At 70.8% G+C, this 22,695-nt stretch carries 27 protein-coding genes and 1 pseudogene; 15 read left to right on the plus strand and 13 right to left on the minus strand.

Annotation, left to right across the window (positions count from 1 at the left end; translation table 11 throughout):
• Window positions 1–87 precede the first annotated feature (87 nt).
• From OG714_RS43375 to OG714_RS43385, 3 genes are all read right to left on the minus strand, one after another.
• The gene (locus OG714_RS43375; protein WP_406129428.1) at window positions 88–828 is read right to left on the minus strand and encodes a hypothetical protein; all 741 of its coding nucleotides are present in this window, start codon (window positions 826–828) and stop codon (window positions 88–90) included.
• Complete coding sequence (locus tag OG714_RS43380; protein ID WP_406129429.1) at window positions 815–1,372, minus strand: RNA polymerase sigma factor; 558 nt, start codon at window positions 1,370–1,372, stop codon at window positions 815–817. The genes OG714_RS43375 and OG714_RS43380 overlap by 14 nt, the downstream gene beginning before the upstream one ends.
• A gap of 192 nt (window positions 1,373–1,564) precedes the next feature.
• A complete protein-coding gene (locus OG714_RS43385; RefSeq protein ID WP_406129430.1) occupies window positions 1,565–2,320 on the minus strand; it encodes an HAD-IA family hydrolase in 756 nt (251 codons plus the stop codon).
• 39 nt (window positions 2,321–2,359) lie between these two features.
• Here OG714_RS43385 and OG714_RS43390 point away from each other — a divergent pair, with 39 nt between their 5' ends.
• Window positions 2,360–2,503, plus strand: a complete 144-nt coding sequence (locus OG714_RS43390; protein ID WP_406129432.1) for a hypothetical protein — start codon at window positions 2,360–2,362, stop codon at window positions 2,501–2,503.
• A 307-nt stretch (window positions 2,504–2,810) separates the two neighbouring features.
• Here OG714_RS43390 and OG714_RS43395 read toward each other — a convergent pair whose 3' ends face one another.
• On the minus strand, window positions 2,811–3,644 hold the full coding sequence (locus OG714_RS43395; protein WP_406129433.1) for a PIG-L family deacetylase: 834 nt from the start codon (window positions 3,642–3,644) through the stop codon (window positions 2,811–2,813).
• Between the two features lie 1,024 nt (window positions 3,645–4,668).
• Here OG714_RS43395 and OG714_RS43400 point away from each other — a divergent pair.
• Both OG714_RS43400 and OG714_RS43405 read left to right on the plus strand, forming a co-directional pair.
• Window positions 4,669–6,030: a hypothetical protein gene (locus OG714_RS43400; RefSeq protein ID WP_406129434.1), complete on the plus strand. Its 1,362-nt coding sequence runs from the start codon at window positions 4,669–4,671 to the stop codon at window positions 6,028–6,030.
• A gap of 25 nt (window positions 6,031–6,055) precedes the next feature.
• Window positions 6,056–6,661, plus strand: coding sequence for a hypothetical protein (locus OG714_RS43405; protein WP_406129436.1), 606 nt, complete (start codon window positions 6,056–6,058; stop codon window positions 6,659–6,661).
• Between the two features lie 530 nt (window positions 6,662–7,191).
• On the opposite strand, the gene OG714_RS43410 is transcribed toward OG714_RS43405, so the two are convergent.
• Entirely contained in the window at window positions 7,192–7,401 is a 210-nt protein-coding gene (locus tag OG714_RS43410) for a terminase gpP N-terminus-related DNA-binding protein (RefSeq protein WP_406129437.1), read from the minus strand.
• A gap of 193 nt (window positions 7,402–7,594) precedes the next feature.
• Between OG714_RS43410 and OG714_RS43415 the strand changes: the two genes are divergently transcribed.
• From OG714_RS43415 to OG714_RS43430, 4 genes are all read left to right on the plus strand, one after another.
• Window positions 7,595–7,885 carry a hypothetical protein gene (locus tag OG714_RS43415; RefSeq protein WP_406129439.1) on the plus strand — a complete coding sequence of 97 codons (291 nt, stop codon included), beginning with the start codon at window positions 7,595–7,597 and terminating at the stop codon, window positions 7,883–7,885.
• On the plus strand, window positions 7,794–8,207 hold the full coding sequence (locus tag OG714_RS43420) for a class I SAM-dependent methyltransferase (protein ID WP_406129440.1): 414 nt from the start codon (window positions 7,794–7,796) through the stop codon (window positions 8,205–8,207). Before OG714_RS43415 ends, OG714_RS43420 begins: the two co-directional genes overlap by 92 nt.
• Window positions 8,208–8,245: 38 nt before the next feature.
• A complete protein-coding gene (locus tag OG714_RS43425; protein WP_406129441.1) occupies window positions 8,246–8,857 on the plus strand; it encodes a hypothetical protein in 612 nt (203 codons plus the stop codon).
• Between the two features lie 102 nt (window positions 8,858–8,959).
• Window positions 8,960–10,135, plus strand: a complete 1,176-nt coding sequence (locus OG714_RS43430) for an NAD(P)-binding domain-containing protein (RefSeq protein ID WP_406129442.1) — start codon at window positions 8,960–8,962, stop codon at window positions 10,133–10,135.
• 80 nt (window positions 10,136–10,215) lie between these two features.
• On the opposite strand, the gene OG714_RS43435 is transcribed toward OG714_RS43430, so the two are convergent.
• On the minus strand, window positions 10,216–10,605 hold the full coding sequence (locus OG714_RS43435; RefSeq protein WP_406129444.1) for an ArsR/SmtB family transcription factor: 390 nt from the start codon (window positions 10,603–10,605) through the stop codon (window positions 10,216–10,218).
• A gap of 134 nt (window positions 10,606–10,739) precedes the next feature.
• On the opposite strand from OG714_RS43435, the gene OG714_RS43440 reads away from it, so the two are divergent.
• Window positions 10,740–12,719: a heavy metal translocating P-type ATPase gene (locus OG714_RS43440; protein ID WP_406129445.1), complete on the plus strand. Its 1,980-nt coding sequence runs from the start codon at window positions 10,740–10,742 to the stop codon at window positions 12,717–12,719.
• Window positions 12,716–13,117, plus strand: coding sequence for a (2Fe-2S) ferredoxin domain-containing protein (locus tag OG714_RS43445; protein WP_406129447.1), 402 nt, complete (start codon window positions 12,716–12,718; stop codon window positions 13,115–13,117). The genes OG714_RS43440 and OG714_RS43445 overlap by 4 nt, the downstream gene beginning before the upstream one ends.
• A gap of 34 nt (window positions 13,118–13,151) precedes the next feature.
• Here OG714_RS43445 and OG714_RS43450 read toward each other — a convergent pair whose 3' ends face one another.
• Window positions 13,152–14,498 (minus strand): MFS transporter, encoded by a 1,347-nt coding sequence (locus tag OG714_RS43450; protein WP_406129449.1) that lies wholly within the window; start codon window positions 14,496–14,498, stop codon window positions 13,152–13,154.
• Between the two features lie 139 nt (window positions 14,499–14,637).
• Here OG714_RS43450 and OG714_RS43455 point away from each other — a divergent pair, with 139 nt between their 5' ends.
• Window positions 14,638–14,997: an ArsR/SmtB family transcription factor gene (locus OG714_RS43455; RefSeq protein WP_406129451.1), complete on the plus strand. Its 360-nt coding sequence runs from the start codon at window positions 14,638–14,640 to the stop codon at window positions 14,995–14,997.
• 129 nt (window positions 14,998–15,126) lie between these two features.
• Here OG714_RS43455 and OG714_RS43460 read toward each other — a convergent pair whose 3' ends face one another.
• Together OG714_RS43460 and OG714_RS43465 are read right to left on the minus strand one after the other, a co-directional pair.
• A complete protein-coding gene (locus tag OG714_RS43460) occupies window positions 15,127–15,840 on the minus strand; it encodes a DUF1775 domain-containing protein (protein WP_406129453.1) in 714 nt (237 codons plus the stop codon).
• A 55-nt stretch (window positions 15,841–15,895) separates the two neighbouring features.
• Window positions 15,896–16,264 carry a hypothetical protein gene (locus OG714_RS43465; protein ID WP_406129455.1) on the minus strand — a complete coding sequence of 123 codons (369 nt, stop codon included), beginning with the start codon at window positions 16,262–16,264 and terminating at the stop codon, window positions 15,896–15,898.
• A gap of 50 nt (window positions 16,265–16,314) precedes the next feature.
• Between OG714_RS43465 and OG714_RS43470 the strand changes: the two genes are divergently transcribed.
• Window positions 16,315–16,572, plus strand: coding sequence for a hypothetical protein (locus tag OG714_RS43470; RefSeq protein ID WP_406129457.1), 258 nt, complete (start codon window positions 16,315–16,317; stop codon window positions 16,570–16,572).
• A 31-nt stretch (window positions 16,573–16,603) separates the two neighbouring features.
• Here OG714_RS43470 and OG714_RS43475 read toward each other — a convergent pair whose 3' ends face one another.
• Complete coding sequence (locus OG714_RS43475; RefSeq protein WP_406129459.1) at window positions 16,604–16,891, minus strand: LLM class flavin-dependent oxidoreductase; 288 nt, start codon at window positions 16,889–16,891, stop codon at window positions 16,604–16,606.
• Window positions 16,892–16,977: 86 nt separating this feature from the next.
• Here OG714_RS43475 and OG714_RS43480 point away from each other — a divergent pair, with 86 nt between their 5' ends.
• Window positions 16,978–17,757 (plus strand): helix-turn-helix domain-containing protein, encoded by a 780-nt coding sequence (locus OG714_RS43480; protein WP_406129460.1) that lies wholly within the window; start codon window positions 16,978–16,980, stop codon window positions 17,755–17,757.
• Here the strand turns inward: OG714_RS43480 and OG714_RS43485 are convergent.
• The gene (locus OG714_RS43485; protein ID WP_406129462.1) at window positions 17,736–18,158 is read right to left on the minus strand and encodes a hypothetical protein; all 423 of its coding nucleotides are present in this window, start codon (window positions 18,156–18,158) and stop codon (window positions 17,736–17,738) included. The genes OG714_RS43480 and OG714_RS43485 overlap by 22 nt on opposite strands.
• Window positions 18,159–18,310: 152 nt before the next feature.
• Between OG714_RS43485 and OG714_RS43490 the strand changes: the two are divergent.
• Window positions 18,311–18,603, plus strand: a pseudogene (locus OG714_RS43490) (transposase family protein); the annotation flags it as partial.
• Between the two features lie 52 nt (window positions 18,604–18,655).
• On the opposite strand, the gene OG714_RS43495 reads toward OG714_RS43490, so the two are convergent.
• On the minus strand, window positions 18,656–20,065 hold the full coding sequence (locus tag OG714_RS43495) for a sensor histidine kinase (protein WP_406129464.1): 1,410 nt from the start codon (window positions 20,063–20,065) through the stop codon (window positions 18,656–18,658).
• Window positions 20,062–20,748, minus strand: a complete 687-nt coding sequence (locus tag OG714_RS43500) for a response regulator transcription factor (protein ID WP_406129466.1) — start codon at window positions 20,746–20,748, stop codon at window positions 20,062–20,064. The genes OG714_RS43495 and OG714_RS43500 overlap by 4 nt, the downstream gene beginning before the upstream one ends.
• A 196-nt stretch (window positions 20,749–20,944) precedes the next feature.
• On the opposite strand from OG714_RS43500, the gene OG714_RS43505 reads away from it, so the two are divergent.
• Both OG714_RS43505 and OG714_RS43510 read left to right on the plus strand, forming a co-directional pair.
• Complete coding sequence (locus OG714_RS43505; RefSeq protein WP_406129468.1) at window positions 20,945–21,475, plus strand: hypothetical protein; 531 nt, start codon at window positions 20,945–20,947, stop codon at window positions 21,473–21,475.
• 2 nt (window positions 21,476–21,477) lie between these two features.
• The gene (locus OG714_RS43510; RefSeq protein ID WP_406129470.1) at window positions 21,478–22,695 is read left to right on the plus strand and encodes a S8 family serine peptidase; all 1,218 of its coding nucleotides are present in this window, start codon (window positions 21,478–21,480) and stop codon (window positions 22,693–22,695) included.

Genomic DNA, 22,695 nt, shown 5'->3' on the forward strand with positions numbered 1-22,695 from the left:
GGGGGAGCTGCCACGGGGGAGGGGGAGCCGCCACGGGAAGGGGGAGCCGCCACCCTCCGCCCTTCGCGGTGTGTGGGCGTTGCCGGTCTACGGCCAGGTCATGGGGTCGCCGGCTTGGTGGTCGCCGAGCCAGATCGTCTTCTCCGGCTCGTCGTAGTAGCTGATCTCCGCGCAGGCTCCTTCCGGTTCCTTGTCGGCGGTCTGGAAGTGGCCGCTCTTCCAGCCGGTGAGGTCGTGCTCGGCCAGCAGTCGGCCGACCACCTTCCTGAACTCGGCGTAGGGGACACAGGTGCGCCCGGCGAAGTGCGCCTTGAGGTCGGTGCGGAAGAGAGCGAGGCCGAGCTGTTCCCGGGTCGGCCCGAGATAGGGATCCGCGCGGTGGCGCCCGCACTGGTCGCGGCCTCCGGCGTACACGACGATGGAGCCCTGCCGGGAGCTGTCGACGCAGGCGGTGAGCGTGCTGGGCGCCGGCTTGCCGAACAACTCCGGCCATTGCTGACGGCACTTGAGTACCGGATCGTCGGCGCCGGGATCGAAGCCGACCACGGCATCGCCCCGGTCGGGGCCGTCGCAGGTCAGCCCGGTCGAGTCGAGGGTGTGGCCCTTGCCGTCACCGGCCACCCACGCATAGGTCCCCGCGGTGACGCCGGCGACGGTCAGGGCCACCGCCGGGGCGAGGACCAGGATCCGCCTGCGCCGCTGTCGCGCGCTCCGGCGAACCCGCGCGAGGATCCGTGCGGCGGTCGGCGAGTCCGGGTCGGTCGCCGAGCCTGCGGGAGCCGGATCGCCGGCCCGCAGCATCCGGTCGAGTTCGTCATCGCTCAGCATGGTCCTTCTCCTTGTGGTCCTTCTCGTCGGTCGGATCCTGGTGAGAGCTCGCCGCGTCGAGGCGTACGCGCAGGCGCTGTCTGGCTCGGTGCAGGCGGGTGTCGACGGCGCCGACCGAGATGCCGAGCACGGTCGCGATGTCCTGCCGGGACAGGTCGTCCCAGTAGGCCAGGCGCAGCAGTTCCCGGTCGGCGTCCGACGCCTGCGCCAGGGCCGCCGCCAGATCGTCGCCCCCGTCATGCTGGAGCCGGCCGGTGTCCGGCGGATCGGTACGTTCGGCCACCCGTAGCAGCAGCCGTGCCCAACGCCGTTGACTACGCGCCTGGTTGGCGAGCACCCGGCGTGCGATGCCGAGCAGCCACAGCACCGCCTCCTCGTCGTCCGAGGGCAGTTGCCGTCGTCGGCGCCAGGCGATCCCGTACACCTCGGCCACCACGTCGTGTGCCGCTGTCTCGCCGGTCCGGCGCAAGCAGTACGCCATCACCCGGCGGAAGGTCTGCCGGAACAGCTGCTCCAGCTGTTCGCCCCGTTCATCCGCGTCCATGCACAGTAATGTCCACCACGGGGCGATGCCTTACGGCTCCCGGCCGCGGTGTTGTCCCGCTTGGGTGCAGCGCCTTGTGACGCCGAACGAGAGCGCGGGGAAACACCGCGGTGATCGCTCCGGGCAGACGGACAGGAGGAGTTCGGAATCAGCCTTTGGCCTTGGCCGGCCGGAGTCGGCGTACCGCATCTCCTACGGCGTGCCGCTGCGGCCAGGACCTCTGAGGCGCTGACGCGGTTGCCGGTCCGGGGGATCAGGACGGCTGGTCCGGGAGTCAGGTGGCGACGGATGCGCCATTTCCACGCGGGTCGTCGGGTCGTCGGGCCGTCGGGTCGGCAACCAGGTGTCGATGACGGCCGCCAGCTCGTCGCGACCGGTGAAGACGTGTCCGTTCATGCCGATGGCCTGCGCGGCGCGTACGTTCTCCTCGCGGTCGTCGACGAAGAGGAAGTCGGTCGGAGCGGCCCGCAGGGCGACGACGACGTGGTGGAAGGCCGCCGGGGCCGGCTTCGCCGCCTTGATCTTTCCGGAGAATGCGACGTGGTCCAGACGGCGCAGCCAGGGCTGCGCTGCGAGGAAGGCGTCCGCGTGGTCCGAGGGGATGTTGGACAACAGGGCGACCTCGGCGACATCGCGGAGGGACTGGGCGTAGGCGACCATCCGGTCGTCGACGCGTGACCAACTGTCGATGTCGGCGAGGCGCAGTTCCTCGATCGTGCCGGCGTCGACGGCCAGGGACAGCCGTCGCAGTACGGCGGTCCAGTACTCGGACGCGGACTGCTGCCCGGCGTCGTAGGGCGGGCGGCAGTCCCAGTAGGCCGTCGTGAAGGCGTCGGTCGGTGTGTGACAGCGGGCGGCCATCTCGCCCAGGGCGCCCGGGCGTTGGTCGCGGGCGATGACCCCGAAGAGGTCGAACAGCACGATGCGGCGGTCGATGGACGTCGTCATGGGTTCCTCCGGCTGTCGAGGCGAGGGGGCGTTCAGTGGATGCTTGCTGCCGTCTCGGGTGTCCGGCCGGATCCGGTGCGCGGGATCGTGGCGGATACGGCGGTGATCGCACGCAACGGGATCAGCAGTACGAAGGAGTGGTTCAGGGCGACGTGGTGGGGCTGCCGGCTGATGGCGACGTGACGACGTGACGACGTGACGACGTGACGACGTGACGACGTGACGACGTGACGACGTGACGACGTGGTGGCGGGACCGGCGTGGCGGCGTGGTGGCGGGACCGGCGAGGGCCTGGATGCGGGCTGACGGAGCGGAACTCACGTGGAGAAGCCTCCGGGCGTGTGCCCCGCTCGATCGCGTCGTGCGGTCGATGCGCTTTCCCGGACCGCCCGGACCGCCCGGACCGCCCGGACCGCCCGGACCGCCCGGACCGCCCGGACCGCCCGGACCGGTAGGGCTGGTTGGCCAGTCGGCCGGGAGGCCCGGCGTATCAGCGCAGTCCGGCGAAGAGGTCCTTCTCGGGTACGGCGGCGCCGGTGGTGTCCTGGACACGGACGAACGTCTCCGTACCCATCAACTCGCCGAACCTCTCCTTGCCCATCTTGAGGAAGAAGATGTTCTCGCCCTGGCTGGCGTGCGCGGCCAGCGAGTCGAACTTCTGACCGCTGAACGCGGTGGCGTCCACCCAGGTGGTGATCTCGTCGTCGGGGAGGCCCATCTTGGCCATCTCGGCGACCTCGGCGGGGTCCGGCTCGGGCATGTCCGGATGAAGCTCGCGCATGACCTCGCCGAACCGACGCATCTGCGAGCGGGGCATCGTCGTCCAGTACGCCTTCGGTGTCAGCTCGGTCATCTCCAGCGCCGCCATCGTGATGCGGTGGGCCTGGATGTGGTCGGGGTGGCCATAGAAGCCGTTCTCGTCATAGGTGACGACCACATCGGGCCGGTAGTGCCGCATGAGTTCCGCGAGCCGGGCCGCGCCTTCCTCAACGGGGGTCTGCCAGAAGGATCCGGGGGCGTCGTTGCTCGGCCAGCCCGCCATCCCGGAGTCGCCGTAGTCCAGCATCTCCAGGTCGCTGATCTTCAGGACCTCACAGCTCGCCTCGAGTTCCTGGCGGCGCAGCAGGGCGACCGCCGCCGGATCGTGCCCGGGATCGCCCGGCTTGACACCGCCTGGTCCGTCACCGCAGGCGCCGTCGGTACACGTCACGAGAACCGTGCGGATGCCTTCCGCCGCGTACTGCGCGAGGACCCCTCCGGTCGTGGTGGCCTCGTCGTCGGGGTGGGCGTGCACTGCCATGAGCGTCAAGGGCCGGTCGGTCATGAAGAGTCCTCCTGCGGAAATGCGTCTTGGTCCCTGTGCGCGGTGGGCGTACCGCGATCCTGGGGCCCGGATCCTGGTGGGGCGGACGACCTTGTGGTCTCCGTGTTCCCCGACCGTGCGGCGCCGGGCCCTCGGTCGGTGCAACCGCGCCGACCGGACCGGCTGTTCCCGGCGGGGCCACTTGGTCTTCCAGGCGTCGACGTTTCAACGCGAACGAGGTACTGGGCGACGTGTGCAGGGCACGCCAAAATAGATCACCTTCCAGGAAAAACCCAGGTCAGGAAGGTGATCGTCCGTGATCACGGCTCCGGGGAGCCCTGGACTCTCTACCCCCGAGGACTTCCGTCTGGTCGTCGACGACCAGACCGCCGGAGGAATGGGAATGTCACTTCGAGTGGCAGTGTTTCTGCCTCGACTGGTCGCCACGAAGGGTGCCTGACGGGAGTTCTCCCAGTTCAGGCACCCTTTCAGGCACGCGTCCCTCTGGCCTGGAGGGCCTAGAAGAAGCCCAGCTTCTTCGGCGAGTACGACACCAGCAGGTTCTTGGTCTGCTGGTGGTACACGGCTTGCATGGCGCTGACCAGCGCGAATGTGACGGCTGATGTGGATCTGGCGGTCTCTGGCCCGCATATGGTCCGGATCTTGGTTGTGGGTTGAGCGAGACCTCGACTGGGTTGGGTAGGGCCAATGGCACTGTTCGCAGTCGCAGAGTCTGGAGGGTTTGGCGAGGCGGTTTCTGATGGGCCGGCGCCTATTTTTCTGCGCCCGCAACGCCGAAGGCTGCGGATCCGCCCCGGTTCACACCCGAGCGCCGGGCCGGGCGGTGGCGTGCTGGTGGGAGAGCAGTCCGGCGGCGGCTTGGGGGCGCGGGCTTCGGGCAGGGTGCCTCTCAGCCGGATTAGCAAGCACTTTCGGACAATGCATGGACATGCCACGCATGTGGCGGATCTTGACTCCTAGTGTCGCGGTCGTTCGTGGCGCCGGCTCGTGGCCGGCCGTCACACGACTCTGCGAAGGGATAGCAGTGAGATCCGTTTTCAGAACGACCCTGACTGCCCTGGCGCTTGCGCTCCTTCCCGCGCAAGCTCTCGCCGCCACACTGCAGCCCGGTTTCCCCTCAACCGCGCCGGAGACTGTTGCTCAGGCCCAGGCCGAACTCCCCACGCCGCAGCCGCAGAAGGCCGGCCGCCCTGAGGCCCAGGCACTGAGTGCTTCCGACAGCTCCTGTTCCAAAGTCCTGCCCCGGCTCAAGGCGCTGGCGAAATCGGGGAAGGCCGACCAGCTCGCGCAGCAGGGCAAGACGAAGGCCGCGTGCATCAGTTCGGCCGCTCCTCACAAGCCGTCGGCTGTGAAAGCCGCAGCACTCGCCGATGACCGCACCCCGCTGTCGCTGCCCGACTGGTGCTACGACCTCTCCGACGGAGACGGCACCTGGTACTTCGACCGGTTCCACGCCTGTGCGATCGAGACGTGGATCGTCGACGTGCGTGACATCCGCACCCAGGAACTGCTCGGGCAGCTCTACTACCAGGCTGACGAATATGTCTACGCGCAGAGGGACATCTCCACCTGGGGCCATCAGCTGTCGATCCTGCTGTACGACGGCTGGGGACAGATCAGCGGCACCACGGTCAAGGGCGACGCCACCTGCGTGGGGGACTGCACCCTGCCCGCTTCCGCCGTCGACTTCCCCGAACAGCCCGTCACTCTGAGCAGCATGCCCTGGGGCGAGGCACTGCCGACCACCACGGCCACGGCGGCCGGAGCCACCGGAACGGCCAGGACCACCATCTACTACGAGTTCAACAACCCCTCATGGGCAGTAGGTACCGGCCTGTTCGGCATCCCGGTGCCGATGGATGTCCGTTGCGACAACGCGGTACCGGGCGTCTCCAGCGTCGGGTGCGTCTTCCCTGACTACGCGCCGACCGACGTCGTCAGCCTCAGCGGCTCCTCCCCCAACTACGCCCGCCACGTCCGCGACGCCCAGGCATCCGGGCTGCCCGGCGCCTACCCGGACGGTCAGCCTCTGTACCGGCTGACCGACGCGACACTGCGAGACCGCAACGGGAACACGGCCTGCCCGCAGTTCGCCAGCGGCGGCTACCCGCGCCCCACCGGCTACAGCTGCGACGAATACCCCTTCCGCTCGACCTGGCAAGGCGCCTACACCGGCTCCCTCCCGCAGCCCCAGCCGTATCCCGGCCGCACCTTCGACTGGTGCCAGATCACCGCGCTGCCCATCGGCAGCACAGGACCCGACGGATGGAGCGCCTGCATGATCCCGGCGGCGGAGAACAGCAGCGCGGGCAGCCTGTTGAACGTCTTCTACACCGACAACCGGGTCATCGAGAAAGACGCCTTCCGGGTATGGATCGTCGACTGAGGAGGCGCGGTCTAGCATGCCTGGCATGAGCGAACCGGTGGCGGCGGCATCCGCACTTGTACGGGTGGAGTACCACGCCTTCCACCTGGCGGACATCGGACAGCACCGCCAGCCCCCCTTCCGTCCCGAGAACGGCCTGATCTTCTCAAGACCAGGGCTGGCGGTGGTGCTCGTAGGGGCCAGCAGCGGTGTCGTCAACGTGCAGGTGCAGGTGTACGAGCAGCCTGTGACGAGCCCGGACACCACGGGGTGGGACGAGGTGGTGGATCACAGCATCGAGTCCGTCTCCGGGCAGATGCAGGTGGCCGCCATGATGGACGATCCTCCCGACCTGCCCTTGCTGACCCCGTTCGGGCCCGGCCATTACCGGGTACGCGTCCACGCCCGCGGGCGGGATCGCGGATACGACGCTGTCGCATTCGAACCGGCGGAGGACTACCTCCTGCAGATCTGGCCGGCTACGCCCGAGAAAGACACCGTCCACCAGCACACCGACCAGTGTGGGCGGAACTGGCGCAGCAGCGTCACGAGCGCACCCGAACCATCCACGCCTCCGGCAGCCGCGCCCGACTGGGAGCAACAAGCCAGAGCCCGGCTCAAGCGGGCGTCGACCCAACCCAACAACAAGTGATCAACCGGGGGCGGGCCATGACGGCCCGCCCTCTCACACAAAAGCCAGCCCAGCGACCGCCATTGAGTGGGTGGTTCGTGAGTTGATGTGCGTTCCGGACTTGGTTACTGCTTCTTACTGAAGGTGCCCGGCTCGGCCTCGGTGAGGATTCCTATGGTGACGAGGCGTTTCATCTTGGCGCGGGGTGCGTTCGACGTGTTTCGGCAGCAGATCGAAGTCGAGGGCCTGGCAGATGTCGCGGGCCCTCAGTGGGCCGGTGGTGTCGTTGAAGACGGCGAGGATGCGCGGGTAGTCCGGGTGCTCGGGCAGTTCCAGACGTGGTGACGGGTCGACCGTCTGGGGCTGTATTCGGTCGGCGAGGCCGGTGATGGTCGTGCGGGTGATGGCGAGGGTGGCCGCTCGCGCGGTGTGTCGATCGGCCGACCGCGGCGTAGCGGCGCGATGGCCATCTTGACCCGCTGGTAGTGGCCGCCGTAGCCCTTGGCGGCAATCTCCTGGTGCAGCACGGTCGCGGTGTGCTCGCTTTCCTCTCACCGCTGCCTCAGATACTCCAGATACGGGTCGAGGCTCGTGGACCGGCGGGAAGGAGTGCGCCGTATGCACTCCTTCCAGCAGGCAGCGCGTGCGTACTTGGCCACGGTGCGGCGGTTCAAGCCGAGCTCGCGGGCTATCGCGCTGAGACTGCGGGCCGTGCCGGTGTACCCCTGGACGGTCTCGAACAGGCGCTTCGCGTGACGCAAGGCGGGAGTATCAGGAGCCTTGCACGGTTCGTCCCGACGGGGGTAGGGCCGGTTCGGGTTCACGTACTGCCGCGGCCAGGCAGCCGCGGTGGGCCGCGGCGATGTCCGAGACCCGCTTCGACAGCCCCTGCCACAGGTGAAAGCGGACCTCGGACGCCTCATGCAGGGCAAGCCACATGCGGACACACCCGGTGTGACCATCGCAACCCCTCGTGCCTACGAACTCTTCGGCGACGTCTGTTTCGCCGGCCGCCGCAACCGCGCCTTCACCCGCCTCGCCGAACTCAGCGGCGCCCAGGCGGGCGACCACGTCCTGGACGTCGGCTGCGGCACCGGCTACCTGACCCGGCACATAGCGGCTCGGGTCGGCCCCGATGGCGCGGTGAACCGGAGTGGACCCCTCGCCGCCGGTTCTGGACTACGCCCGCCGCAAGAAGCAACGCGCGGACAGCGCCCCCTGCACCTACCAGGAGGGCATCGCTGAATCCCTGGACCTGCCGGATGCCGCCTTCGACACCGTCGTCACCAGCCTGATGCTCCACCACCTGCCCGAGGAGCTCCGCCCCGCGGCGCTGCGCGAAATGCACCGCGTCCTGCGGCCCGGAGGACGGCTGCTGGTCGTCGAGTTCCGACTGCCGAAAAGCGCCCTGGGCCGTCGGCTGGTGCACGGCGGCGGAGGGCACGCCATGGCGCACAACCGCGTGGATCTACTGGACGGACTCATCGCGGGCGCGGGCTTCGAGGTCGGCGAGCACGGCGATGTGCGGCCCTGGCTGTACAACGTGCAGGCGACGCGGACGCGGTAGTGACAGGGCGTCGACTCACCCTTCATGATGTGTGGGTCATGGCGATTTCAACCCATGTGTCTAGCCTGTGCCGTTCCGGTGGTGTATCGGCCCCGGTACGGATCGCGGCTGCCCGCGCGGCTCTGTTCGCCGGGGCGGCCACGGTGCTCGCGGTCGTGGGGCATCACGTGGTGTTCGACGTGTCGCCGTCGTGGGGTGCCCGTGGGGTCTTGGCCGGTCTCCTGTTCGCCGTGGCGTTTCCCTTCTCCTGGCAACCGAGCATGGTTTCACGGCAGTTGACGCTCAGCCTCGCGGGGCAGGCGCTCGGAGTCTGTTGGTTCACCACGACCACGGAACCCGCGTACGAGCGGCTGTCCACGGCCTGGCCCTTTGTGATCGCCCATCTCGCCATGACCGTCCTGCTCGCCGTCCTCCTGCACGGCGTACAGAACGGCCGGACCGGTCTTCACCGGGTGGCGGGCGAACTGCGTTCGCTGTTTGCCTGGTTGTGGCGTCTGCTGTTCCCGCGAGAAGGCGTCGAGACCGCCGTCGCGGCGCCCGAGGTGACGCCCGTCCGCTCCGGCCCGGCCCGCGCCTCGCCACGCGAACCGGCGCTCGCCCACTGTGTCGTACGCCGAGGCCCCCCTCTCGGCGTACTCACCGCTGCCTGAACGGCCGTAGCCGACTCGGCGGCGATGTGCGCGTGCCTGCACGCACCACCTGACCGACCACATTCATGGGCGGTCCGACGGGGCTGCCTTCTGGGGGGATTCATGTCCACGACGATTGTCGTGATCGGGACGGGTCCGTACGGCCTGTCCACCGCCGCACATCTGAAGGCGTGCGGCCTGCACGTCAGGGTGTTCGGTTCGCCGATGGCGAGCTGGGCCGAGAACATGCCCGCGGGCATGCTGTTGAAGTCGCCGCCGAGCGCGTCGATGCTGTCCGCGCCGAAGCCAGGGTTCACGCTGGACGCCTACGCCCGGCAGGCGGGGGAGCCGCGGCTGGAGGGGCACGATCCGGTGCCGGTCGAGATGTTCGTCCGGTACGGGCGTTGGTTCGCCGAGCAGTTGGTGCCCGAGGTGGAGGACATCCGGGTGCTGGGTGTCGACCGGCAGGCCGACGGGTTCCATCTCAAGCTCGCCTCGGGCGAGGAACTGCGCGCCTCGGCCGTGGTGGTCGCCAGCGGGATGGACGGTTTCGCGTACGTCCCCGAGCCGCTGGCGGCGCTCGTTCCCGAGGGGCTCGTCTCGCGCAGCTCCCACCACGCCGATCTCGCGAGGTTCGCGGGGCGGGACGTGGTCGTGGTGGGCGCGGGCCAGTCGGCGCAGGAGAGTGCGGCACTGCTGGGCGAGGCCGGGGCGAGGGTTCAACTGCTCGTGCGTGGGAGGGAGTTGGTGTTCGGTGCGGCTCCGACGCCTCCGCCGCACTGGCAGCCGGACACGGGGCTGGGCCGGTCCTGGGGGCTGTACGGCGTCGTTCACCACGCGGCGGCGTTCCGCTTCCTGCCCGCGGTCACGCGGCTGCGGCTGGTGAAACGGGTGCTGGGGCCCTTCGGCTCCTGGTGGCTCAAGCCCCGCCTAGAGGGCGTCGTGCCCGTCTACCTCGGGCAGCACATCACCGGGGCCGCGCGGAACGGCGACGGGGTCACCCTCACCACCCGCGACACCGAGGGCCGGACCCGCACCATCGAGACCGGTCACGTCCTGGCCGCCACCGGCTACCGGGTCCGCCTCGACGCGGTGGACTTCCTGGCCCCCGAACTGCGGGCCGAACTGACCCGCACAGCCGGCTTCCCGCACCTCGACGCCGGACTCCAGTCGTCCGTGCCGGGCCTGTACTTCACCGGCATCCAGGCGGCGGCGACCTTCGGGCCACTGCTGCGGTTCACGTGCGGCACGCAGTTCGCGGCACCGCGACTGGCCGCGGCGGTGGCGGCGAGGGGCTGACGGCGGATCGGGCCTGGGAGACGTCGCTGCGGTAGGGCGCCCCCGGGCCGTCCCGCGTTCACGTCGGGCTGGAGGGTGGCTCAGCGGGTCCCGACCGTTGCGGTCGGGACCATCGTCGCGGCGTCGCGCAGGCCGAGGCGCAGGTGTTCGACGTGGTAGAGGGCCTGCTCCAGGAGTTCGGCGACGTGGTTGTCGTAGAGCGCGTAGATGACCGAGCGGCCTCGGCGCTCTCCGGTGACCAGGCCGAGGTTGCGCAGCAGCCGCAGTTGGTGGGAGCAGGCGGACTGTTCCATGCCGACGGCGTCGGCGAGTTCTGTCGCCGCGCACGGGCCTTCCTGGAGACGGGCCAGGATCCGCAACCGGGAGGGGGTGGCCAGGGCCTGGAGGGTGGCGGCCACGTCGGTGGCGCCCACGGCCTCCAGGCGCTCGCGCGCGGTGGCGGTGGTCTTGGCGTCAGCTCCGTGGCCCATGGCACTCATCCTACGGAGATGCATGAATGAACGCATGAATGAGTCTTCATGTGATCCTGTATCGTGGAAGGGGCGGGGCTGGATCCCCGGCCGACCGTTGTTTCGTCATGGCTCCGTGAAGGACTTCCGCTCCGATGACCTTCACCCTCACCCCGCCGCACGCCGACCGTGCCGCGCCGACGCGCGACGGCGACACCTCCCGGCGCCGCACCCGTGTTCTCGCACTGCCCGAGGCGCGCTGGGCGGCTGCGGCCACCGTCCTCTTCCTCCTCGCCCTGCCGCTGCAGCTGACCGGCGCGCCGGTCTGGGTGTGGGGTCCGCTGTACGCGCTGTCGTACGCCACCGGCGGGTGGGAGCCGGGCTGGGAGGGGCTGAAGGCGCTGAAGGGGAAGACTCTCGACGTCGATCTCCTGATGATCGTCGCCGCGCTCGGTGCGGCGGCGATCGGGCAGGTCATGGACGGGGCGCTGCTGATCGTCATCTTCGCCACGTCCGGTGCGTTGGAGGCGTTGGCCACGGTCCGGACCGCCGACTCGGTGCGCGGCCTGCTGGACCTGGCGCCGGCCATGGCCACCCGCCTCGACGCCGACGACCGGGAAGTGGCCGTCGCCGTCGAGGAGTTGGCCGTTGGCGACACGATCCTCGTACGACCGGGCGAGCGCGTCGGCGCGGACGGCCGAGTTCTGGACGGGGCTAGCGACGTCGACCAGGCGACCATCACCGGCGAACCGCTGCCCGTGGCCAAGGAGAAGGGCGACGAGGTCTTCGCCGGCACGCTCAACGGCACCGGTGCATTGCGGGTGCACGTCGAGCGGGACGCGTCCGACTCGGTGATCGCCCGGATCGTGCGCATGGTGGAGGAGGCGTCGGAGACCAAAGCGCCGACACAACTGTTCATCGAGAAGGTCGAACAGCGGTACTCGCTCGGCATGGTGGCGGCGACCCTCGCGGTGTTCCTCGTCCCGCTCGGCTTCGGGGCGAATCTGACCGAGTCGCTGCTGCGGGCCATGACCTTCATGATCGTGGCGTCGCCGTGCGCGGTCGTGCTGGCGACCATGCCGCCCCTGCTGTCGGCCATCGCCAATGCCGGGCGGCACGGTGTGCTGGTCAAGTCGGCCGTGGTGATGGAGCGGCTGGGGCAGGTCGACGCGGTGGCGCTCGACAAGACCGGCACGCTGACCGAGGGCACCCCAAAGGTCACCGACATTCGGCCGCTCACCGGATCCGGGCTGGGTGAAGGCGAGTTGCTGGTCCTCGCCGCTGCGGCGGAACACCCCAGTGAGCATCCATTGGCCCGTGCCGTCGTGGATGCGGCACGCGAGCGCGGACTCACTCTGCCGGTGGCGGAGGACTTCACCTCCACGCCCGGCGTCCGGGTGACCGCCGCTGTCGACGAGCGCGTGGTCGCGGTCGGTGCCCCGGCCCGGCTGCTCGCAGGGGCGTCGGACGCGGGCTCCGTACGGGCCGCCGCGCTCGCAGGTGCGCTGGAGGAGGACGGGCGGACCGCCGTGCTGGTCACCCTCGACGGTGCGCCGGTGGGCGTACTCGGCATCGCCGACCGCCTGCGCGCCGACGCGACCGCGACCATCTCTTCGCTGACGTCCCTCACCGGAGCCGCACCCCTGCTGCTGACCGGCGACAACCCCCGTGCCGCCATCCGCCTCGCCGCCGAGGTCGGCATCGAGGACGTACGGGCCGGGCTGCTGCCGCAGGACAAGGTGAGCGCGGTCAGGGAACTGGAGGGCGCGGGGCGCAGGGTGCTGGTCGTCGGGGACGGTGTCAACGACGCACCCGCACTGGCCGCCGCGCACACCGGCATCGCCATGGGCCGCGCGGGCTCCGACCTTGCCCTGGAGACCGCCGACGCGGTGATCGTCCGCGACGAACTCGCCACCGTCCCCGCCGTCATCGCCCTCTCGCGCCGCGCCCGCAAGCTCGTCGTGCAGAACCTCGTCGTCGCAGGCGTGTTCATTGCCGCCCTGGTCATCTGGGACCTGGCGGGCCACCTGCCGCTGCCGCTCGGTGTCGCCGGGCACGAGGGCTCCACGGTCATCGTCGGCCTCAACGGGCTGCGGCTGCTGCGTGAAGCGGCCTGGAAGCGGGGCGTCCAGTGAGCCGGGGCAAGGACCGCGCCGCCGACCGGGCGGCGCCCTCGTGCACGGTCACCGTGTGCCGGGGCTGCTGCTGCGGCACGGCCAAGGTTCCCGGCGTCGACCACGCCGCCCAACTCGCCGCGCTAAAGGCCGAGTTGGGCTCGGTCGCCCGGATCCGGGCCGTGAACTGCCTCGACGCGTGCGAGCGGGCCAACGTCATCGTCGTACAGCCCTCACCGTCCGGACGCGCCGCGGGCGGGCAGCCGGTCTGGCTCGGACTGGTCAACGACCCGGACGCGACGGCCGACATAGCCGCGTGGGTGCGTGCCGGAGGGCCGGGCCTCGCTGAACCACCCGACATCCTCGACCTGTACGCCTTCGGCCCGTCCCGGCGAGTGCGGCGCGACATCGAGGACTGACCGGGCGGTAGGCGTTCCGTCCGTCACCGCCCGTTCAGCGGTGGGCGTGCAGTCCGTCGAGGAGCGGGTCGTGGCTGTGCCGCCAGCCGTTGGCGACCCGCGCGGCCCCGGCGACGTGGGGGTGTGCCGCGTCGAGGCCGGTGTGGTCGTGCTCGACGGCCACCGGTTCCCGTGCCGGCCACAGGCGTACCGCGAGCAGGCCCGCGGCAAGGGCGATCGTCCCGAGTGCGACCACGGCCGCCTGGAGTCCCGCGTCCGCTCCCAGCCAGCCGGCCAGCGGATACGTCAGCAGCCAACAGCTGTGGGACAGGGAGAACTGGGCGGCGAACGCCGATGTGCGTTCCTCCGGAGGGGCCGAGCGGCGGATCAGCCGGCCGGTCGGCGTGAGCACCATCGAGCAGGCGGCGCCGAAGGCGGCCCACACCGCGAGTAGCCCGGGCCCGGGCCATCGCCAACTCCCGCTCCCGGCGGCGGTGATGGCGCCCAGCCCGACGAAGACCACGGTGAGCAACAGGGCGCCGCGCAGCATGACCACGCGATCCGGGACCCGGTCCAGTACGCGGGGCAGCAGCAGCGCGACCACCATCGAGCCCGCGCCGTACGCGCCGAGCGCGAGGGACACGTCGGCGGCGCCGTGGCCGAGCCGGTCGCGGACGTAGACCACGCTGTTGACCGTGACCATCGCGCTCGCGGCGGCGACGGCTAGGCTGAGGGCGAGCAGGGCGCGCAGCTGCGGGGTGGCGAAGAAGAGTCGGGTGCCGGCGGTCGCCTTGGCATACGCGCTGCCGCTTCGTGGCGTGGTGGCCGTGACCGGCTTGGACAGCGCGGCCGACACCACCAGGGCCGCCGAGGCGAGGAAGCCGGCCATCGTGCCCAGGAACAGCCAGTTGTACGTGATCAGCGAGAGCAGCGCGGCGGCCAGCGCCGGACTGAACAGGCTCTCCAGGTCGTAGGCGAGCCGGGACAGCGACAGCGCCTGGGTGTAGTCGCGCTCGGCGGGCAGCACGTCCGGGATGACCGCCTGGAACGTCGGGGTGAACGCCGCGGACGCCGACTGGAGCAGGAAGATCAGGACGTACACCTGCCACACCTGGTCCACGAACGGCAGCATCAGCGCGACCCCGGCCCTCGTCAGGTCCGAGCCGACCATCAGCGCGCGGCGCGGCAGCCGGTCGGCGACCGCGCCGACGGCCGGGGCGATCACCACATACGCCAGCATCTTGATCGCGAGCGCGGTGCCGAGGACCGATCCGGCGTCGGCGCCCGCGATGTCGTAGGCCAGCAGACCGAGCGCCACGGTGGCCAGACCGGTGCCGACCAGGGCGATGACCTGGGCGGTGAAAAGGTGACGGTAGGCGCGGTCGCGCAGGACGGAGAACATGCGGGCGGGTCCTCGGCAGGGGGACGGCAGCAGCTGGCATCCACTATATGCACGAGTGCGCATCTGTGCACATGTTCCTGCGTGAACATGGTGGACGCGCGATGCGCTTCCCGCCCGTACGGGCCTCTACGCTGTCCCCATGTCTGTTCGCGAGCCCCTGCCACATGCGTCTGATGCGCATCTGCGTGCCCCGGACAGCGCGCGACTCGCGGAAGCGACCGAGGTGTTCGCGATGCTGTCCGACGTGACCCGGCTCCACCTGCTGTGGCTGCTGGCCCAGGCGGAGTCGGACGTCGGCTCGCTGACCGAGCGCTGCGAGGCGTCCCGGACGGCCGTGAGCCAGCACTTGGCGAAGCTGCGGCTCGCGGGGCTCGTGGAGACACGGCGTGAGGGCCGGCACGTCTACTACAGCCTGCGCGACGGCCATCTGCGCCGACTGGTGACGGAAGCGCTCAGCCACGCCGACCACCGGGTCACCGGCAAGGCCCCGCACGACTGACGCGCAGACGGCTCGGGCCACTGAGCGCGACGCACCGTACGCCAGGAGCCCGGAAGAGCCCGGCCGGCTCGGGCAGGTGGCGTCGAGTCGGCCGGGCCGGTCACGGCGAAGACCTTCCGCCGGATGGAACTACGCGGAGGCGGCGCCCCGGCGGCGTACGAGATAGAAGGCCCCGCCCGCCGCTACGACCACGACGGCACCGATGCCGATCCAGGCACCGCTCGACAGGCCGCCGTCGTCCTTCGTCTCGGCCTCGGCCACGGGGGAGGACGAGGGCTCGGGCTCCTCGGCCGAGGGTGAGGCGGACTGGGACGCCGTCTCGCTCGGGGTCGGGCTCGCGGACTTGGCGCCGGCCGCGGCGGCTGTCAGCTTGAGCACCGGAGCGGGCTGCTCGCCGCTCTCGTCGAGTTCGATCCAGCGGTCGGTACGGCCGTCGGTGTAGGTCTGCAGCGTCTTGAACGCCAGTTCCTTCGCGTCGGGTAGCTGCCTGACGACGATGGAGTACTCGGCGTTCACACCGCCCTTCACCGCCGGGCCCTTGACGGTGTAGCCGTCGTCGTTCGCGGTGAACTTCCAGCCCTTGGGGCCTTCGCCGTAGGCCACGTCGGCGGGCGCGATGCTCTCGGGCAGGACCACGCGGATCTCGGCGATCCCGGCCGTGGAGGACTCCGACTCGGCGTCGAAGGAGACCTCGACGTTCTCGGCAAGGGCCTGGGCCTTTTCGGACTCGACCTCCACGTGGGCGGCGGCCGGACCGGTGCTGAGGAGGACGGCGGCGGCGGTCGCGGCGGTGGCGATCGTCAGGCGCCGGGCGGTACGGCGGGTGTTTGTGGGACGGGACATGGGTGTCTCCAGGCGTGATGGAACGCGGAGCGGCGAGGGTGCCGTTCCGGCGGGGTCAGGTGGCGAGTACGAACCCCGCCGGCGGAGGACCCCGCCGTACCACCACGTCCGCGAGCAACGCCCCCTGGGGCAGCGGACGTTCCAACCATGCGAGGGCGAGCGTCGGCAGCTCGCCCTCCGGCGGCGCCGGGCGGTCGCTCAGCAGCGCCCAGACCGTGGCGATGCGTGCCCGGACGCCGTCCGCCACCACCGTCAGACCGCGCGCCAGCGACCAGCACGCCGCGTCCGCGCGGTGCAACAGCACGGCGACGAGTACGGCGGCGACGGCGTGCACGACGGTCATCGCGAGCGAACCGTGCAGCCGCTCGTGCCAGGCGCCATGGGCGTCCACGGGGTGGTGGGCGTCCATGGCCATCGTCGGCATCGCGGTGTGTGCGCGCTGTCGACAGCCACAGGTGCAGGCCCACTTGGGCGGTGGCGCTCGTCGCCGTCACCGCGCCCAGTGTGCGCGGACGCCGAGCACCGGCGAGCCCGATGCCGAAGAGCACGGAGGCCGCCCAGGCACTCTGCCGCCAGGGCGCGGGCCCCTCGGCGATCAGGTGGTGGGCGCTCACGCCCAGCACCGTCCCGACGGCGGCGAACACCGCGGCCCGCAGAACGGGCAGGGGCGCATGGTGCGTCGTCGTACGGGGCATGGTCATGGCCCGACCATCATCGGGCATGGCCTGGTGAGTGTGGAGGCGGGTTCCGGAAAGAGGCGACCTCAGCCACCGGACAGCAGGTCGATCGACGCAAGTGACTGCGCGGCCTGGATCGGCCGACGGAGGAACGGCATCAGTGCGGCTGTGCCCAGCGTCACGGTCTCGGTCACCGGGGCGAGTGCGGCCAGCATCGTGAGTGCCTCGATGCGCGGGCTGATCAGGGAATCGTTGGCGAAGAGCGAGGAGAAGCCCGAGCGTTCGGCGTACCGGCCGAAGGCAATCAGCTCGCGGGGGTCGTCGGCAGCGCCCCATTGGGCGGTTCCGGTCGGAAGTAGTACACCGATGTCCATGTCGGCAATGTTCACGACCTGTAGGAGTGGCGACAATTCCCTGCGGGGAATGGCCTGGGACCCTCCGCGGCCGTTACAACAGGCCCGTGGACTTTCCTCGTGCGCTTCGTGAACGCCGTACCCGCCGTCATCTCAGCCAGCTCGACCTGGCGCTGCGAGCGGGCACCACCCAGCGATACCTCAGCTTCATTGAATCCGGCCGGTCCGTCCCGGGTCGGAACATGGTCGTGCGCCTGGCCGAGTCGCTGGAGCTGCCGCTGCGGGAGCGCAACGAGCTGCTGCTGGCCGCCGGGTACGCGCCCGCCTACCCGGAGAGCTCACTGGACGATCCGGTGTTGGCCCCCGTGCGCATGGCGATCGACCACATCCTCCGCGGGCATCTGCCGTATCCGGCGCTGGTCGTGGACCGGGGCGGTGACCTGATCGCCGCGAACACCGCATTCGACCTGATCACCGAGGGTGTGGCCGCCGAGCTGGTGGGCCCGGGCGCGAACATGTACCGCCTTGCGCTGCATCCCGACGGCCTGGCCCCCCGTATCGTCAACCTCGCCGAGTGGGCGCGCCACATCCTGGTGCGCCTTGGCCACCTGGAGGAGTTGCGCGCCGAGCTCACCGGATACGTTCCCGAGCTGGAGCCGTCCGCCGGGCAACTGGGTTTCGCGGTGCCGCTCCGCCTGCGGTCCTCGTATGGTGAGCTGCGCCTGATGACGACTGTGACGACCTTCGCCACCGCCGTCGACGTGACGCTTGCCGAGCTGAAGCTGGAGGCGTTCCTGCCGGCCGATCCGGCGACGGCCGAGGCTCTCTCCGCAGCCGCCGGGGCAATGGCTTGCGCTGCCGCCGGTCAGGAGCCCGGGAACATGTAGTCGGCCTTGATGCGGCCGTTGTCGTCGAGTACGAGCATGTCCGAACCACCACCCACCACGTCGCCGGTTGCGGTGGACACCGCCTCCCAGCCGATCCGGACCACGCTGTTGAGACGTGTCGCACCGGGGCGCGCCCGGAAGGTGAATCCCTGTTTCTCTACGAACCGTTCGTAGCTTCGTGTCACTCGGGTCTCGATGGCGTCGTATCCCTGAGCCTGCAGAGTCGGGTGGTCGAAGCCGAGTGCCGCGGCGGTCTCCCGTATCTCCGCAGGCGGGTGAAGGATGTGGGTGCCGTCTTCGGCCCAGAGTTGCTCGATGGCCGCGCGGCGCTCTGCGGCGTCGGGCACATTCCATTGAGCCATGTAGCGGTCGGCCAGCTGCTGCGGGTCGATCTCGATCATCTTCGTCTCCTTGCCCCGGCAGGTCCATTCGGACCAGATCCTGCGGGGCGCGGTGGAGGCCGGCAATTCCCTGCGGGGAATGGGCCTTTCAAATCAGAGACGACAGCGGTCATGCGCAGCCTCAGCGAAATGTTCACTGCGTGAGTGGTGTGATGACGACGTCGGAACCGTCCTGGACAGCTCCGTTCAGTGGGCTGAGCCCGCCGGCCTTCGGCGAGCTGCTGGCCCCGTTGCGGCGCGAGCGTGCCACGCGTCCGGCCGGGGACGACCGTGGAAACTGTCGCCGGAGGATCGAGTGCTGCTGGTGACGGCCTACTGGCGAACGAACCTGACACTGCGGCAGCTGGCCCTGCTGTTCGGGGTGTCGAAGTCTGCGGGCGACCGGGTCATCGATCGCCTCGGCCCGAAACTCGCGTTCCAGCCACGCAAGCGGTTCGCGAAGGACGCGGCGGACAGGAGCGTGACCGGGTGAGACGACGATCGCGTCAGCCCAGTGTTCAGGGCGTGTAAGGACCGCCGGAACCGCTGTCCGGGGTGGTGGTGCCGGGCCGGGGTGGCAGGTGGACGGTGAAGCAGGCGCCGCCCTCGGGCGCCTTTCCCTGGGCGGTGATGGTCGCGCCGAGGCGGGTGGTCAGGCGGTGGGCGATGGCCAGGCCGAGGCCGCCGCCGACGGGGCGGACTCCGCGGTAGCGGTTGGAGAGGGTGCCGCGTTCGAAGGCGACCTTGATGTCGTCCTCGGTGAGGCCGGGGCCGCCGTCGCGGATCTCCAGGAGGGCGCCGGTGCCATCTGCCCGCAGGGCCAGGACGAGGGATTGTCCGGCCGGGGTGACACGTAGGGCGTTCTCGGCGAGGCCGTCGATGAGCTGGCGTATCCGGAAGCCGTCGGTGGTGACGGTGAGGGGCCGTTCGGGGCGTTCGACGCGGAAGTGCACGCGGTGGGGCGCGCAGCGGGCCGACCAGGCGGCGGCGGCCTCGGCGGTCAGCGCGGTGAGGTCGACTTCGGTGATGTCGAGGCGGAAGTCGTCGGCCTCCAGTCGGGCCAGTGCGAGCAGGTCGCCGACGAACCGCTCCAGACGTTCGATCTCGCTACGGAGGATGCGGCCGGCTTCGGGTACCTCGTCGCCGGTGACGACCTCGTCGGCGAGTGCCTCGGCGTAGCCGCGTGCCGTGGTCAGCGGGGTGCGGATCTCGTGGGAGACGGAGAGCAGGAAGTCCCGTTGCCGGTTCTCGCTGTGGGCCAGCGCGGAGTCCAGTGTGTTCAACGCGGTGGCGAGTTCGGCTACTTCGGTGGGTCCCTCGGTCGGTACGGTCAGGCCGCGTTCACCTCCGGAGAGGCGGTGGGCCGTGCGCGCGGCTGTGGTGAGCGGGCGGGCCAGGCGCCGGCCCAGCAGCGCTCCGGCCAGTGCCGCGCCTCCCAGGCCCAGGACGAGGGGCAGCACCAGGGCGCCGCGCATCCGGTCGGTGGCCTCGTCCACGGCGCTCATCGGCTCGGTGAGGACCAGCCCGCCGCTCGTGGGCGTCGGCACCCCCTCCACCAGGACCTGGCGGCCGTCCAGCCGTGAGGTCGCCGACACGTCCCGGCTGGAGAGCAACGCCTTGCGGCGGGCAGTGTCGACGACGGCTGCCGCCGGTCCCGTCACGTCTCCAGTGGGGCGGACGAGGGCGAGCTGGATGTCCTGGGGTCCGGCGATGCGCTGCTGCCGGTCGAGCATCCACGAGGCCAGCTGCGGGGTGCGGGCCAGTACCTCCGCCTGGCGGGAGAGCTGGTCCCGTTCCTGTGCCTCGGCGTTCGTACGGATCATCCGCCAGGCGAACAGCCCGGTGACCACTACCGCCAGGGCGGCCACGGCGGTCGTGAGCAGGACGATGCTCCCGGCCAGGGAGCCGCGGCGGCGTGCGGCGTTCATCGGGTGGTGTCGGTGGCGCTGTAGCCCACGCCCCGGACGGTGCGGATAGGGCTGGCGTCGCCGAGTTTGGCGCGTAGTTGGGAGACGTAGACGTCCATGACCCTGGTGTCCCGGTAGCCGGCGTAGCCCCAGACCTGCGCGAGGAGTTGCTCGCGGGTGAAGACCTGGCCGGGGTGATGCAGGAGGAAGGCGAGCAGGTTGAACTCGGTGGTGGTCAGGTCCACCGGGCGGTCGTCGACCCGCAGGGTGCGGCGGCCGGTGTCCAGTGCGAGGCGGCCCACCCGGCGCACCGGGTCGCTCTGCGGTCCCGCGGCGCGCCGCAGCAGGCTCTTGACGCGGGCGACGAGCTCCTGCGGGGAGAAGGGCTTGGTGAGATAGTCGTCGGCGCCGAGTTCCAGTCCGAGGATGCGGTCCATGACCTCGTCCCGAGCCGTCACGAACAGCACCGGCGTCCAGTCGCCCTCCTCGCGCAGCCGGCGGCAGACCTCCATGCCGTCCATGCCGGGCAGCGCGATGTCCAGCACGACCGCGACCGGGCGCATCCGGCGGACCGCGGCCAGCGCCGTGTCACCGGCGGTCTCGACGTGGACGCCGAAGCCCTCCCGGGCGAGATAACGCCGCTGCAGATCGGCGATGTTCCGCTCGTCCTCGACGACCAGGACGAGCCCCTTGTTCTCCGGCATGCGCTTCTCTCCTCGCGGCCGAGCGGCCAGTGCAGGCGCCGTGCAGGCCGTGGCCATGGCCTTCGATGCTATCCAGCGGATCCCCGCCCCAGCGCCCCGGCCAACGGCCCTTACACACCCCGAACATTCGCCGAACCTCCCACTCGTACGCCCCGGCCAGGCTGGGGCCCGAGACCGACAGCAATGGGAGGACATCGTGAACCGCATCGGTATCGCCGCGGTACGCAGGACCCGGACCACCGCACTGACCGTCGCCGCCGCTGCTGTGGCCGGACTGGTATGGGCAGGCGCCTCGTCCGCCGGGCCGGCCGACACGACCTCGGCCACCGTGAGCACGTCGACGGCCGAACTGGCCGACACCGTCGGCTTCGCCGCCACCGACCAGCGCCCGCTCCCCGCCTGGATGCCGCCGGAACTCCGCGCCGACCTGCGGAAGCTGCGCACCATGAAGCCCGGGCAGCGACAGCAGGCGGCGGCGAGGATCTGGCAGGACGCGCTGGCCGGTGAGTACGGCACCGCCGTACGCGTGCGGGCCGAGGAGGCCCGGCGCCGCTACCAGGCCCTGCCCGAGGAACTCAGGGACGACATCAAGGAGTTGAGCGGGCTCAGCGGGGACCAGCGGAGCGAGAAGAGGACGGAGATCCGGGACAAGGCGCTCGCCGGCGAGTACGGCGAGCAGGTCCAGGGCTGGGCCGAGCGCCGCAGCGACTTCTGGCAGCAGGGCTGACGGTGACCGTCCTCCGGGGCCCGTGTCGGGCCCGCCCGTGGGGCCCGGCCGTACCCGTCGCCCTTCTGCTCACGCTTCTGCTCCCGTCCGCCGCGGCGGCCTCCGGCACCGATCCGCTGCGCGCGCGGCAGTACGGGCTGGAGCTGAGCGGCCTGGCCGACGCGGCGGATGCCGGTGCCCGTGCCGACGGGGTGGTCGTCGCGGTGATCGACACCGGCGTCGACCTGGACCACCCCGACCTCGCCGGCGTCCTCGTCCCCGGCCGGGACTTCGTCGACGGCGACACGCGTCCGGATGACGAGAACGGCCACGGTACTCATGTCGCCGGGGTGATTGCCGCGGTGTCCGGCAACGGCGTCGGCATCGCCGGCGGGGCGCCCGGTGCGCGGATCATGCCGGTCCGGGTGCTGGGCGCCGACGGCACCGGGGATTCCGCGGTGATCGCCGACGCCGTGCGGTGGGCCGTCGACCACGGTGCCGACGTCATCAACCTGTCGCTGGGGGACACGGGGCCGGCCGATCGGCTGCGCAAGGGCGGACCACTGGACCTCGCGCTGCGCGAGGCCGCCGACCTGGCCGTCGTGGTGGCTGCGGCCGGCAACGACGGCCAGGTCGAGCGTGTCTATCGGGCCGGGGTATCCGCCGTCGTCGTCGAGGCCGTCGGTTCCGACGGGCAGCTCGCTGCGTTCTCCAATGTCGGCGATCCGCGATCGGTGGCGGCGCCGGGAGTCGACATCCTCTCCACCGTGCCGGGCGGCTATGGCCGTATGTCCGGTACGTCCATGGCGGCACCCCATGTGGCAGCTGAGGCGGCGTTGCTGATCGGCCGGGGTGCCGACCCGGCCACCGCCCGAGGGCTGATCACCAGCACCGCGCATGCGACGGACGATCCGCGTCTCGGCGCGGGGCTCATCGACGCGGCTGCCGCGGTGCGGGCGCTCGGACCGCCCGGCCCATCCGCTCCATCGAGTGCATCCGGCTCGGGCAGTCCGTCCGACCACTCCGCCCCGTCTGACCAGTCCGCCCTGTCCGCCCCGTCGGACCTGCCCGGTGGGTCCGCTACGCCCTACACGCCCGCCGCGGACAGCGGGACTCCCGACCCGGGCGCGGGAGGAGCGGCGCTGCTCGGCCTGAGTCTCCTCAGCGGCGCGGCGTTGCTCACGGCCGTAGCGCTGTTCCTCCGCCGTACGGGCCCCGGCCGACATCCCCGACATCACTGA

It is taken from the genome of Streptomyces sp. NBC_00989 (genome assembly GCF_045162655.1).
In the GTDB taxonomy this organism is placed as follows: domain Bacteria; phylum Actinomycetota; class Actinomycetes; order Streptomycetales; family Streptomycetaceae; genus Streptomyces.